Genomic DNA, 12,511 nt, shown 5'->3' on the forward strand with positions numbered 1-12,511 from the left:
ATCCGGCCACAATCCCTTGGCCAACATGATTATTGGCTGTTCCGCCGGAATATCGAGGAGATCGTGGTCGGCTCCGGCTTCTTGTCCTCGGCGACCGGCTGCTGCTGCGGCGGCGATGGTGGTGCGACGGCGCGCTTCGGCGCGGCCCGCCGATGCGATGGCGCCGGCTTGGCTCCGGCGGGCGGCTCGTTGAGGGCCAGCCGCTGGCCGTCATAGATCGCCGTCTCGCAGGTCCGCTGCACCAGGCTGAGGCCCGCGCAGATCCTGGCGGCGGTGCCGGCGTCGTTCAGCGGTCCAGCCACCAGGCGCAACTGCATGCCGAGCCCGTTGCTGTTCTCCTTGATCACGATGATCGGCCGCAGCGCCGCCAGCGGCGCGTTGGCCTTCGACTTCAACAGGCCGCGCCACAGCGCGCGCAGTCCATTGACCGAATTGGCCGTGCCGAGATCGACGCCGAACTCGGTGCGGTGGATCTGTGCCTGCGGCGCATCGTCCTCGGCGTCCGGATCCGCTGTGATCACCAGCGGCGGCATCGGTGCGGTGGTGACATCGTTGGCGGTCGGCGGCTTGACCGCTTCGGTTGCCTTGTTCGCCGCAGGATCGAGCGATGCCAGGACCGGCTTGTCGGCAAGCGGCTTGTTATCCGCGACCGGCGCCGGCGCTGCGGGGGAATCCTCGGCGCCGGCCGCGGCGGCGCTCATCGGACTGGCGATCGATGCGGCCGTGGCGGAATTCGGCGGCGAATTGCCGGAGACTGGCGGCTTCTCCGCGACGGCCTGCGGCTTGGCGGCCGCGAGCACCGGTTTCTTGTCGGCTGTTGCCGGCTTTTCGGCCGCCGCAACCGGCTTCTCGATCGGCCCAGTCGCCTTGCTGTCGCCGGCTGCGGGCTTGTCGACCGCCGCCGGCTTGTCCAACGCGACCGGCGGCGTCGTTGCGACAGCGGCAACGGTCGGCGCGGAGGCGGCGGGCGACGAACTGGCGGTTCCGGGCGAGGGCGCCGCTGCCAAGGGCGATGGTGCCGGCGGCTGCCTGGCGATCGCGCCGGTTACGGAGTCGAGACCCTGCTCCAGCGTGGTGACGCGCGAATACAGCCGGTCGCGGTCGCCGTTGAGCGTATCGATCGCGGACGCGAGCCGGCGCGTCTCGTTGTGACTCTCCTTCGCCAGCGTCTGCAGCTGCTGGGCCTGTCGCGCGAGGTCCGCTGCGGCGACCTGGTCGCGCCGCAGCGACAACGCCGACTGGTTGGCCATCACCGCGACGGTGACGGCGCCGACCGCGACAACGCCCCACGAGCCGAGCCGCCACAGCATGCGGCGATCCAGAGCATCCTCCTCGGCCAAAAAGCCGGTGGTGCTCTCGGTGTCGAATTCCGCCGCCAGATTGTCGCGATCTTTGGCCAAAGCCCGCTTGGCCCTCCTCAAGGCCCGCCGAATCACGAGGCAAAGATTAACAGGAAATGGACCGGGAACTTGAATCCGGAGCGCCACGGAGGCGAATCGGTTTCTTCTGCCGGGGAAAACAATTAAAGACGGCCTCGAAGACAGCTTTGCGCGCGAACTGCGCGCGACATCGAGGATTGCGAATGACTGCGCGAACGAGCCTGACAGTGGTGCTTGCGGCCGGTGAGGGCACGCGGATGCGCTCGTCGCTGCCGAAGGTGCTGCACCCCGTGGCCGGGCAGCCGCTGCTGTCGCACGTGCTCAACGCTGCGGCCTCCGGCGAGGGATCGCAGCTGGCGGTCGTGGTCGGCCCGGACCATGAGGCGGTCGCAGCCGAGGCACGCCGGGCGCGGCCCGACGCGCAGACCTTCGTGCAGCGCGAGCGGCTCGGCACCGCGCATGCGGTGCTGGCGGCACGCGAGGCGATCGCCCGCGGCGCCGACGACCTCTTGGTCGCATTCGGCGACACGCCGCTGATCTCGGCCGAGACCTTTGCCCGGATGCGCGCGCCGCTGCGCGACGGCGCGGCGCTTGCGGTGCTCGGCTTCCATGCCGCCGACCCGACCGGCTACGGCCGGCTGGTGGTCGAGAACGGCAAGCTGGTCGCGATCCGCGAGCAGGCAGATGCCAGTGCCGAAGAGCGCAAGATCACGCTGTGCAATGCCGGCGTCATGGCGTTCGACGGCAAGAAGGCGCTCGCGATCATCGAGAAGATCGGCAATGCCAATGCCAAGGGCGAATATTATCTGACCGATGCCGTCGGCATTGTCAGGGAACTCGGGCTGGAGGCCGTCGTGATCGAGACCAGCGAAGACGAAGTGCGCGGCATCAACACCAAGGCGCAGCTCGCCGAGGCCGAGGCCGTGATGCAGGCACGGCTGCGCAACCAGGCGCTCGAGGCCGGCGTGACCCTGATCGCGCCGGAAACCGTCTATCTCGCCGCCGACACCAAGTTCGGCAAGGACGTCACGATCGAGCCGTTCGTGGTGATCGGACCCGGCGTTTCGATCGACGACGGCGCCGTGATCCATTCCTTCTCGCACATCACCCAAGCCACGATCGGCAAGAAGGTGGAGCTCGGACCCTACGCGCGGCTGCGGCCCGGCACTTCGCTCGGCGATGGCGTGAAGATCGGCAATTTCGTCGAGACCAAGGGTTCGAGGCTGGAGGCCGGGGTCAAGGTCAACCATCTCTCCTATGTCGGCGACGCCCATGTCGGTGCCAATTCCAACCTCGGTGCCGGCACCATCACCTGCAACTATGACGGCTTCCTCAAGCACAAGACGCTGATCGGCGAGGGCGCCTTCATCGGCACCAATACGTCGCTGGTCGCGCCGGTCACGATCGGCAAGGGCGCCTATATCGGCTCGGGCTCCGTGATCACCAAGGACGTTCCTGACGATGCGATGGCGCTCGAGCGCAGCGAGCAGTCCATCCGCGAAGGCGGCGCCGCGCGCTACCGCACGGCGAAGCTGAAGGAGAAGGCTGCGAAGGGGAAGTGATGCCGTCGTCGTGCTTCGGGACGGCCGCGTCGCGGCTTCATGACGGTGATAGAGACGAGCCCGCAACCTCCTCAACCGTCGTCCTGGCGAAAGCCAGGACTCATAACCACCGAATTCGGTGATGAACGGGATCGCGGCCCCAGCGTCGCGCAACAACCAAGATTTGGGGTAATGGGTCCTGGCTTTCGCCAGGACGACACTGCGTGTGTTGCGCGATCTGTGAGTCACACATCCGCATCGGGTGACGGGGTTCGCAAACGGGCCGATCCGCAACGTCGATCGGTTGACCCCGTTCATGCCGCATTCTTCGCCTGGCCCGGATCGTCGAGGGTCGGCTGGACCGGTCCGAGCAGGATGCGCCGCTGCATCTCGTCGAAGGCGAGGTTTGCGTTCTTCTCCCGTGTCGCCAGCGACAGCAGGATCGCGACCGCAAAGGATAGCGGCATGCTGATGATCGCGGGATTGCGCAGCGACACGAACCACCATTGATGCTCGATCGCGGCGAGCGGCTTGCCGAGAATGTCGACCTGGATGGTCGGGGACAGATAGATCAGCACCAGCGAGCTCAGCGTGCCGACGAGGATGCTCGCCACGGCAGCAGGCGTCGTGAAGTGGCGCCAGGTGATGGCGAGCACCAGCGACGGGAAGTTGGCGGCGCAGGCGATCGAGAACGCAAGTCCCGCCATGAAGGCGACATTCTGGCCTTCGAACGCGATTCCCAGACCGATGGCGAGGATGGAAATCAGAACGGTCGCGACCCGCGCGACCTTGAGCTGCTCGGCCTCCGAAGCGGTGCCGTTTCGGATCACATTGGTCCAGACGTCGTGGCAGAGCGTGGCGACGCCCGACAGTGTCAGCCCCGCGACGACGGCAAGCATGGTCGCGAACGCGACCGCGCAGATGAAGCCGAAGAACGCATTGCCGCCGACGGTGAGTGCGAGCAGGGGTGCTGCCATGTTGCCGCCGCCGCCGGCCTTGGCCACCGCCTCGGCGCCGACCAGCACCATGGCGCCGAAGCCGATGATGAAGACCATGAGATGAAAGACGCCGATCAGGCCGGTGGCATAGAGGATCGACAGCCGTGCGGCTTTGGAATCCTTCACCGTGTAGGCCCGCATCAGCACATGCGGCATCGCGGCGGTTCCGAACATCAGGCCGAGCCCGAGCGAGATGGCATCCCATTGACCCGAGACCACCTTCGATCCCGGCTGCAGCACCTTGGTGCCGTATTTCTCGGACGCCGCGGCGAACAGCTTCAGCGGGTTCATGTCGAAATGGGTCAGCACGAGGAGGGCGAGCAGGATGCCGCCGCCCATCAGCAGCACAGCCTTGACCACCTGCACCCAGGTCGTCGCCAACATGCCGCCGAACAGCACATAGACCAGCATCACGCTGCCGACGACGATGACCGACCAGGTGTAGGGCAGGCCGAACAGCAGCTTGATCAGCGATCCTGTCGCGACCATCTGGGCGATCAGGTAGAACAGGATCACGGCAAGTGTACCGATGGCGCCGGCGAGGCGCACCGGGCGCTGGCGCAGGCGATAGGCCACGACGTCAGCGAAGGTGAAACGGCCGACATTGCGCAATGGCTCGACGATCAGGAACAGAATGATCGGCCAGCCGACCAGCCATCCGATCGAATAGATCATGCCGTCGAAGCCGTTCGAGGTGACGATGCCGGCAATTCCGAGCAGGGCCGCGGCGCTCAGGAAGTCTCCCGCGAGTGCCCAGCCGTTCTGCCACGGCGTGACCTGGCCGCCGGCGGCAAAGAAGTGCTCGGTGGTGCGCGTGCGCCGCGCAGCCCAATAGGTGATTGCCAGCGTCAACGCCATGAAGGCGAAGAAGAACCCGATCGAAAGCGTGCTGCTGCCCATTTGCCTGTCCCCTTAGCGAAGCTCGCGAACGCCTGCGTCGAACACCCGGTTCGCCCACAGCACGTAGACCAGGCAGAGCACGAAGGAAGAGATGATGACGAGCGGGCCGAGCACGATGCAAAGCGACAGGCCGGGCATCAGGATGGTGCCGAGCAGCGGCTTGTCGAACGCGAAAAGCCCCATGAAGCCGAAATAGATCACGATCATCGCAACGCTCAGAACGAGCGCGACTGTCAGCCGCTTCTTGGCCAGTTTCTTGGCCAGCTTCTCGGCCTGTTTCTTGGCCAATGCGCCGCCGCTCGGTGCCGGATCGGCATTGCCGGGAATAACCACGTTCATATCGGCCCCCTCAAAACTTCAGCGCGCTCTGCTTGCGCCAATCGGACGAGCTTCAGCCGGGGGCCGACGGAAGGGAATTATGGATTTTTGCAATCTGCCGTGCGTGGCTGCGGCACGACATCGCCCAGCGTGACCTGCATGTCCGGATCCTGCTTCAGGGTATTTTTAAGGAAGGCGCGGACGGCGCGGATGCGCGGAGCGAATTGCAGGTCGCTGTGGACATTGAGCCAGACCTCGCGAACGGTGCCGGCGAGAGCCGGCAGCACGGGTATCAGGTCGGGCCGGTCCCTTGTGGCAAAGCTCGGAAGCATCACGATGCCGAGGCCGCCCGCCGCGGCGTTCATCTGCGCGATCATGCTGTTGGAGTGGAAGGCGATTTTCGGCTCTTCGATGACGTCCGCGAGCCAGCGCACCGAATCGACCTGGATCAGGTCCTCGATATAGGACACGAACCAATGATCCTGCAGGTCGCGCAGGCTTGCGGGCATCCCATGGTGGTCGAGATAGTCCTGGCTCGCGAATAGCCCGAGCCGGAACTTGCCGATGCGCTCCGAGATCAGGCCCGGACCGGGCGGCCGGAAGAAGGACACGAACAGATCGGCCTCGCGCTTATGGACGTAGACCGTCTGGGCGGACGTGACGAGTTCGACGGTGAGCTGCGGCGTGGTGCGTCGCAGTTTGGCGAAACGCTGCGCCAAATAGAGCGAGGCGATCCCCTCCATGGTGGCGAGCCGCACGGTCCCGACGAGCTCCTGGGTGTCGCTGGCGCTGGCCTCCTCGCGGATGGCGATCACCGCGCTCTCGACCCGCTCGGCATGACGCAACAGCCGCTCGCCGACTTCGTTGAGCTTGAGGCCGGTGCGGTGGCGTTCGAACACCGCAACCCCGAGGGAAGCTTCCATTTGGGCGATGCGCCGGCTGACGGTGGAATGGTCGAGCCGCAGCCGTTTCGCGGTCTGGCTGAGATTGCCGGCGCGGGCGGCGCAGAGAAACACCCGCAGATCGTCCCAGTTGATCGTGTCGAACATGATCTGCCTCCAGGTTGCGGCCGCTGAGATTGCGGCCCTTGTCAGCAAAGCAATTCCCGTTCCAGCGCGTGGCGGCTCCGATCCTTCGCAACCGACCTTGCGACAATTCCCATGCACGCCGGCAAGGCAGGGATGATACCGCTTCGCGCTGCTCAGCCTAGAGTCTTCCGTTCCGGTTGGATCGGAACGGGGGCTCCAGATTTTTGTTTTGACGCGTTTTCTTCATGCGAACCGGTATCCACTTCGCTGGAAAACGCTCTGGCCGGGATTTTCGACATGCTCCCTCGTTTCAAGGCTGCTGCCGTCCACGCCGCGCCGGTCTTCCTCGACAGCTGGGCGACCACCGAAAAGGCGATCGCCATCATTCGCGAGGCGGCCAGGGCCGGCGCCGAGCTGATCGCGTTTCCCGAAACCTATATTCCCGCCTTTCCGGTCTGGGCCGCGCTGTGGCCTCCAATCGACAACCACGATCTGTTCGTGCGTATGGCGGAGCAATCCGTGCTGGCGGACGGACCGGAAGTGGCGCGGCTTTGCGCCGAGGCGCGTGCCCTCGGCGTCACCGTCTCGATCGGCATCAGCGAGCGTTCGGCCGTCAGCGTCGGGGGGCTATGGAACTCGAACCTGCTGATCGGCGAGACCGGAGAAATTCTCATCCATCACCGCAAGCTGGTTCCGACCTTCTATGAGAAGCTGGTGTGGTCGTCCGGCGATGGTGCGGGCCTCAAGGTCGCGGAGACGCGGCAGGGCCGGATCGGCGGGTTGATTTGCGGCGAGAATACCAATCCATTGGCTCGCTTCGCGCTGATGGCGCAGGGCGAGCAGGTGCACATTTCGAGCTGGCCGCCGATGTGGCCCACCCGGCGCCCGGCCGGCGGCGGCAATTTCGACAACGTGGCCGCCAACCGCATCCGGGCCAGCGCCCATTGCTTCGAGGCCAAGGTATTCGGGATCGTCACCGCCGGCTACATGGATCAGGCGATGCGCGCCTTCCTCATTGAACGCGATCGAACGATCGCCGACGTGATCGACCAGACACCACGTGCGGCGAGCTTCTTCGTCGATCCGACCGGCAGCGTCTTCGGCGATGGATTGCAGGACGAGGAGGGGATCGCCTACGCGGAGATCGATCTCAATCGCTGCGTCGAGCCGAAACAGTTTCACGACGTGGTCGGTTACTACAACCGCTTCGACATCTTCGGCGTGACGGTCGACCGCAGCCGATTGACCCCGGCTCGATTTCGCGATTCAGAGCAGCCAATAGCGGAAGCGCAAGACGCGGCAATTCTGTCGGTCGATGCCGACGCTGCATCGAATGGGCAGGGGCGCGACCTCCGGAGCTGACGAAGCGCTGGTGCCGCCCTATACAATCCTTCGTCCGCGTGCGGGACCCGACGCGGACATCGCAATCCGGCATTCTCGATGGTCCGCAAACCTGCACCGTTGCCAACGCGGGAATGTATGGCTACGCTTTACCCTGGGTAGGCTGCCAAACGCTTCTTCGATCGGCCGGGCGCTCATGCCAAAATTCCTTCGCATCGGAGTCCATCAGTCGAACGTTTCCGGATACACGTCGAAGGCATGGTGCATTCGACGGGCCGGCTCGACGGTTTTCCTGAAATGGGGTGCCGTGCAGGTTGATGGCGCGGGCGACGGGCGAAAGGTCTACTGGACGTTTCCACCGCAGGAAAAAACCATTCGCTGCCGCACGGTGCAGCGCGCCCGGGACTACACCAAGGCCGCCATCGCGCGGCGACGCAGCCATCGCTATGAACCGCTGGCTGGGAATATCGCGAACCGGCGTCGAACCGCCGATCGGGACTCGCAGCTCAAACAGGCGCTCGCCACGATCCTCTATGTCGATATCGTCCGATCCACCGAAAAGGCCGCGCGGCTCGGCGACACGCGCTGGGCGACGGTGATGAATCACTACTATGTCGCTGTGCGCAGGGAGCTGAAGGCCTTGCGGGGGAAGGAAGTCGTGACGACCGGGGACGGGGTGTTGGCGACGTTCCGCGCGCCGGCAGCCGGGATCCGTTGCGCGACCGCAATCCGCGAGTCCGTGCGCACGCTGGGGCTGGAGATCAGGGTCGGACTGCACGCGGGCGAATACAAGGTGAGCGGGGCGGAGGTGATCGGTCTTGCGTTTCACATCGGCGCGCGCGTCGCGGCGAAAGCACGGGCCGGCGAAGTGCTGGTCTCGAGCGCGGTCAAGGACCTGATGTCAAAGTCCGAAATCCGCTTCAAGGACCGCGGCGCGCACCAGCTCAAGGGCGTGCCGGAGCGATGGCGGCTCTACCGGGTTGAGCATTAGGACGTCCTGGGAACGCCGTTACCGCCAGCGTCGGCTGGCCTCGCCGAAAGGCGTTAATGACGTATTGATGCGGTTAACGACGTTTGCCGTCTGCGGTTTCATCGCTCTTAGGAGGCGATGAGGCAAAACACGTCATGCGCAAACATGCCGCGACCGTTCTGATTGGAGTATTTTGCAGCCTGGTGACTTATTTCAGCGGCGCACGACTCTACCAATGGGCCGAGACCGGACAGTTGGCGGTGCTGTCCCGGAAGGCACACGACCAACTTAAGTTCGTTTCCTGGGGCGACGATCGGCCCAGCTTCGTGCTGCTGTTCGCGCTCTATCTGTTTTTCCTCAAGAACGGACTGCACGGCATGCTGGTCACGTGCCGCGACGTCTGGCTGCGTGGCCGGGGATGGGAACCGTGAGCGCGCGGCTGATCACTGGATTGATCAAGGTGCTGCTCGGAGGTCTTCTCACGGCCGGTCCGCCGCTCGTGTCGGTCGCGCGCGGCGACGAAACTTCGAGCATCAATGCACGACGCGAGGCGCTTCGCGAATGGAGCAGCCTTGCCAATGGGCGCACGGACTTTGAAATTTCCGATCCGGCCTTGGTGCCAAGGATGCTCGCGCTTGCCGCCGAGCAATCCGGCTGCAAATACAGGGATGACATCGAAAAGTTGCCGGTTCGCTTCATGAAAGTGGCCGGGCACCGTCTCGCGCTGATGTTCTGTCGGCTTTCCGAGACCGGGTCGCATCGCGTGTTCGATCTTTCCGACGTCAGCAGACCAAAGCCAATGAAATTTCCGTACGTCGCGCTGAACGGCTTCGGTACGACGGACACTCCGGGGTTCATCACATGGAGGGAGGAGGCCGGCTTGTTTCAGGCCGAAACCGGATCGGACCTGTGTCCCAGCCCACACCTGCGGCATGTCTATCGGCTAGACGTGACCAATCGCGAAAGCTTTGTCGTGGTTCGCGTCGAGGTCAGCACGCCTGCGTGCGGCGCGGGTCAGGAATGGACCACGATCTGGGAGGCGAAACCGTGGCCCGCGCCGGCGGATCCGCGCTGACGCTCTTGCCAAAATGGTTAGCCCCGATTAACCAGCCTTTCGCATCAACCTTGCCGTTTAAGACTGTCGCAATCGGCAATAATTATTGAGTATCTTGCGGCCGGCGATTCCCGTTAAGGGACCGTGTCGCCGCTTTGGCAAATTTTCGGCGATTTTTGGGGACATTGAACCGCATGTGCGGCATCGTCGGCATTCTTGGACGCGCTCCGGTCGCGGAGCAATTGGTGGATTCGCTCAAGCGGCTCGAATATCGCGGCTATGATTCCGCGGGTGTCGCCACGCTGGAGAATGGCGGCCTGGCGCGGCGCCGTGCCGAGGGCAAGCTGAAGAATCTCGAGGCCCGGCTCGAGGCAAAGCCGCTCGGCGGCCACACCGGCATCGGCCACACCCGCTGGGCCACCCACGGCCGGCCGACCGAGAACAACGCGCACCCGCACGCCACCGAGCGCGTCGCCGTGGTGCATAACGGCATCATCGAGAATTTCCGCGAGCTGCGCGAGGAACTCGAGGCCAAGGGTGCGGCGTTCTCGACCGAGACCGACACCGAGGTCGTGGTGCATCTGGTCGACAATCTGCTCAAGGGTGGCGTCAAGCCGATCGAGGCGGTGAGGGCGGTGCTGTCGCAGCTGCGCGGCGCGTTCGCGCTCGGCTTCATCTTCGCCGGCGAGGACGATTTGATGATCGGCGCCCGCAACGGCCCGCCGCTCGCGGTCGGCCATGGCGAGGGCGAGATGTATCTCGGGTCCGACGCGATCGCGCTCGGGCCGTTCACCGACACGATCAGCTATCTCGAGGACGGCGACTGGGTGGTGCTGAACCGCAAGGGCGCCACGATCTTCGACAAGGACAACGCCATCGTCCACCGCGAGGCGATCAAGCACACGACGGCAACGGCGCTGGTCGACAAGGCGAACTACCGCCACTTCATGGCGAAGGAGATCCACGAGCAGCCCGAAGTGGTCGGGCACACGCTGGCGCGCTATGTCGACATGGCGACCGAGCGCGTCACCATGCCGGTGAAGCTGCCGTTCGACTTCAAGGATATCCAGCGCGTCTCGATCACCGCCTGCGGCACCGCGAGCTATGCCGGCTTCGTCGCGAAATACTGGCTGGAGCGGCTGGCCCGGCTGCCGGTCGAGCTCGATGTCGCCTCCGAATTCCGCTACCGCGAGGCGCCGCTGCGCAAGGGCGACCTTGCGATCTTCATCTCGCAGTCGGGCGAGACCGCCGACACGCTGGCGGCGCTGCGCTACGCCAAGGCGCAGGGCGCGCACACGCTCTCGGTCGTCAACGTGCCGACCTCGACGATCGCGCGCGAGAGCGAGACCGTGCTGCAGACGCTCGCCGGCCCCGAGATCGGGGTCGCCTCGACCAAGGCGTTCACCTGCCAGCTGATGGTACTGGCCTCGCTCGCGGTCGCCGCCGGCAAGGCGCGCGGCGAGCTGTCCGATGCCGACGAGGCCAAGCTGGTGCATGGCCTGGTCGAGATCCCGCGCCTGATGTCGGAAGCGCTCACCACCGAAGTGCAGATCGAGAAGCTGGCGCGCGAGATCTCGAAGTCGCGCGACGTGCTCTATCTCGGCCGCAGCACCAGCTATCCGCTGGCGCTGGAAGGCGCGCTGAAGCTGAAGGAAATCTCCTACATCCACGCCGAGGGCTACGCCGCCGGCGAGCTCAAGCACGGCCCGATCGCGCTGATCGACGAGCACATGCCGGTCGTGGTGATCGCGCCCTACGACAAGGTGTTCGAGAAGACCGTCTCCAACATGCAGGAGGTCGCCGCCCGCGGTGGCAAGATCATCCTGATGACCGACGCCAAGGGCGCGGCGGAAGCGACCATCCAGTCGCTGGTGACGATCGTGATGCCGGACATGGGGGCGACCTTCGCGCCGATGGTCTACGCCGTGCCGGTGCAGCTGCTCGCCTATCATACCGCTGTCGTGATGGGCACCGATGTCGACCAGCCGCGGAATCTGGCCAAATCGGTCACGGTCGAATAGTCGCAAGCCGCGGCTTCACGCGGCCCTTCAAAAATGCGACAGAATGGCTTAGCTGGGTGGTGGACTACGGCCGCTTCGACGACCCTGGAACCGCAATGACCTCCAACCAAGTGCCTCCCGCCTCGACCGGTGAATTGCCCCCGGATGCCCCGCGCGGGCTGATGGCGCGGTTTCGCAACTATTTCCTGACCGGCCTCGTAGTGGCCGGACCGGTTGCGATTACCCTGTATCTGACCTGGTGGTTCGTGAACTGGGTCGACAATCTGGTCCGGCCGTTCGTGCCCACGGCCTACCGGCCGGAAACCTATCTGCCGTTCGGGCTGCCGGGTTCCGGCCTGATCGTCGCGGTCATCGCGCTGACGCTGCTCGGCTTCCTCACCGCCAATCTGATCGGGCGAACCCTGGTCGATCTCGGCGAGCGGCTGCTTGGCCGCATCCCCGCGGTGCGCGCGATCTATCGCGGCCTGAAGCAGGTGTTCGAGACGCTGTTCTCCGGCAACGGTTCGAGCTTCCGCCGCGTCGGCCTGGTCGAGTTTCCCTCGCCCGGCATGTGGTCGATCGTGCTGATCTCGCAGGCGCCGAGCGCCGAACTTGCGGCCAGCCTGCCCGGAGCGGAAGAGCATATTTCGGTGTTCCTGCCGTGCGCGCCGAACCCGACCACCGGCTTCTTCTTCTATGTGCCGAAGAGCAAGATCATCGAGATCGAGATGAGCACCGAGGATGCTGCGACGCTGATCATGTCGGCCGGCGTGGTGCAGCCCGGCGGCACTGCCGATCAGAAGCGCGCCGCGGCGCTCGCCGGCATGGCCAATGCCGCGCGCATTGCGAGCCAGGCTTCGGCGAGCCCGGCCTCGCTGCAGCCGGTAACTCAGCCTGCGCCGGCGAAGGTGGAGTAGCTCCCGTCTATCCCGCGTCATCGCGAGGAGCGAAGTGACGAAGGAATCCACGCTTCCGCATATGC

The 12,511-nt window shown here is 65.0% G+C and carries 11 protein-coding genes; 7 read left to right on the forward strand and 4 right to left on the reverse strand.

Annotated features, from left to right (window positions below; all coding sequences use genetic code 11):
• Positions 1–29 precede the first annotated feature (29 nt).
• The gene (locus QA639_RS22485) at positions 30–1,400 is read right to left on the reverse strand and encodes a hypothetical protein (RefSeq protein WP_157347752.1); all 1,371 of its coding nucleotides are present in this window, start codon (positions 1,398–1,400) and stop codon (positions 30–32) included.
• 182 nt (positions 1,401–1,582) lie between these two features.
• Here QA639_RS22485 and glmU point away from each other — a divergent pair, with 182 nt between their 5' ends.
• Positions 1,583–2,941 (forward strand): bifunctional UDP-N-acetylglucosamine diphosphorylase/glucosamine-1-phosphate N-acetyltransferase GlmU, encoded by a 1,359-nt coding sequence (glmU, locus tag QA639_RS22490; RefSeq protein WP_283087433.1) that lies wholly within the window; start codon positions 1,583–1,585, stop codon positions 2,939–2,941.
• 293 nt (positions 2,942–3,234) lie between these two features.
• Here glmU and QA639_RS22495 read toward each other — a convergent pair whose 3' ends face one another.
• From QA639_RS22495 to QA639_RS22505, 3 genes are all read right to left on the reverse strand, one after another.
• The gene (locus tag QA639_RS22495) at positions 3,235–4,818 is read right to left on the reverse strand and encodes a solute symporter family protein (RefSeq protein WP_028332062.1); all 1,584 of its coding nucleotides are present in this window, start codon (positions 4,816–4,818) and stop codon (positions 3,235–3,237) included.
• Between the two features lie 12 nt (positions 4,819–4,830).
• Positions 4,831–5,157, reverse strand: a complete 327-nt coding sequence (locus tag QA639_RS22500; RefSeq protein WP_283087434.1) for a DUF485 domain-containing protein — start codon at positions 5,155–5,157, stop codon at positions 4,831–4,833.
• 77 nt (positions 5,158–5,234) lie between these two features.
• On the reverse strand, positions 5,235–6,185 hold the full coding sequence (locus QA639_RS22505; protein WP_283087435.1) for a LysR family transcriptional regulator: 951 nt from the start codon (positions 6,183–6,185) through the stop codon (positions 5,235–5,237).
• 276 nt (positions 6,186–6,461) lie between these two features.
• Here QA639_RS22505 and QA639_RS22510 point away from each other — a divergent pair, with 276 nt between their 5' ends.
• The 6 genes from QA639_RS22510 (at position 6,462) to QA639_RS22535 (ending at position 12,446) form a co-directional block, all read left to right on the forward strand.
• On the forward strand, positions 6,462–7,526 hold the full coding sequence (locus QA639_RS22510; RefSeq protein ID WP_028332059.1) for a carbon-nitrogen hydrolase family protein: 1,065 nt from the start codon (positions 6,462–6,464) through the stop codon (positions 7,524–7,526).
• Positions 7,527–7,701: 175 nt separating this feature from the next.
• Positions 7,702–8,496 carry an adenylate/guanylate cyclase domain-containing protein gene (locus QA639_RS22515; RefSeq protein WP_028332058.1) on the forward strand — a complete coding sequence of 265 codons (795 nt, stop codon included), beginning with the start codon at positions 7,702–7,704 and terminating at the stop codon, positions 8,494–8,496.
• Positions 8,497–8,630: 134 nt separating this feature from the next.
• Positions 8,631–8,906, forward strand: coding sequence for a hypothetical protein (locus QA639_RS22520; protein WP_157347747.1), 276 nt, complete (start codon positions 8,631–8,633; stop codon positions 8,904–8,906).
• The gene (locus tag QA639_RS22525) at positions 8,903–9,550 is read left to right on the forward strand and encodes a hypothetical protein (RefSeq protein WP_283087436.1); all 648 of its coding nucleotides are present in this window, start codon (positions 8,903–8,905) and stop codon (positions 9,548–9,550) included. Before QA639_RS22520 ends, QA639_RS22525 begins: the two co-directional genes overlap by 4 nt.
• A gap of 173 nt (positions 9,551–9,723) precedes the next feature.
• Positions 9,724–11,550: a glutamine--fructose-6-phosphate transaminase (isomerizing) gene (gene glmS, locus QA639_RS22530; protein WP_283087437.1), complete on the forward strand. Its 1,827-nt coding sequence runs from the start codon at positions 9,724–9,726 to the stop codon at positions 11,548–11,550.
• 95 nt (positions 11,551–11,645) lie between these two features.
• Positions 11,646–12,446, forward strand: coding sequence for a DUF502 domain-containing protein (locus tag QA639_RS22535; protein WP_283087438.1), 801 nt, complete (start codon positions 11,646–11,648; stop codon positions 12,444–12,446).
• Positions 12,447–12,511 lie beyond the last annotated feature (65 nt).

The sequence above is a fragment of the Bradyrhizobium pachyrhizi genome (assembly GCF_029714545.1).
GTDB lineage: Bacteria > Pseudomonadota > Alphaproteobacteria > Rhizobiales > Xanthobacteraceae > Bradyrhizobium > Bradyrhizobium pachyrhizi.

Excerpts from the sequence above, each read along its gene's own strand:
- glmU (WP_283087433.1), top strand. The coding sequence starts at position 1,583 with ATGACTGCGCGAACGAGCCTGACAGTGGTGCTTGCGGCCGGTGAGGGC.
- QA639_RS22495 (WP_028332062.1), bottom strand. The coding sequence starts at position 4,818 with ATGGGCAGCAGCACGCTTTCGATCGGGTTCTTCTTCGCCTTCATGGCG.
- QA639_RS22500 (WP_283087434.1), bottom strand. The coding sequence starts at position 5,157 with ATGAACGTGGTTATTCCCGGCAATGCCGATCCGGCACCGAGCGGCGGC.
- QA639_RS22505 (WP_283087435.1), bottom strand. The coding sequence starts at position 6,185 with ATGTTCGACACGATCAACTGGGACGATCTGCGGGTGTTTCTCTGCGCC.
- QA639_RS22510 (WP_028332059.1), top strand. The coding sequence starts at position 6,462 with ATGCTCCCTCGTTTCAAGGCTGCTGCCGTCCACGCCGCGCCGGTCTTC.
- QA639_RS22515 (WP_028332058.1), top strand. The coding sequence starts at position 7,702 with ATGCCAAAATTCCTTCGCATCGGAGTCCATCAGTCGAACGTTTCCGGA.
- QA639_RS22520 (WP_157347747.1), top strand. The coding sequence starts at position 8,631 with ATGCGCAAACATGCCGCGACCGTTCTGATTGGAGTATTTTGCAGCCTG.
- glmS (WP_283087437.1), top strand. The coding sequence starts at position 9,724 with ATGTGCGGCATCGTCGGCATTCTTGGACGCGCTCCGGTCGCGGAGCAA.
- QA639_RS22535 (WP_283087438.1), top strand. The coding sequence starts at position 11,646 with ATGACCTCCAACCAAGTGCCTCCCGCCTCGACCGGTGAATTGCCCCCG.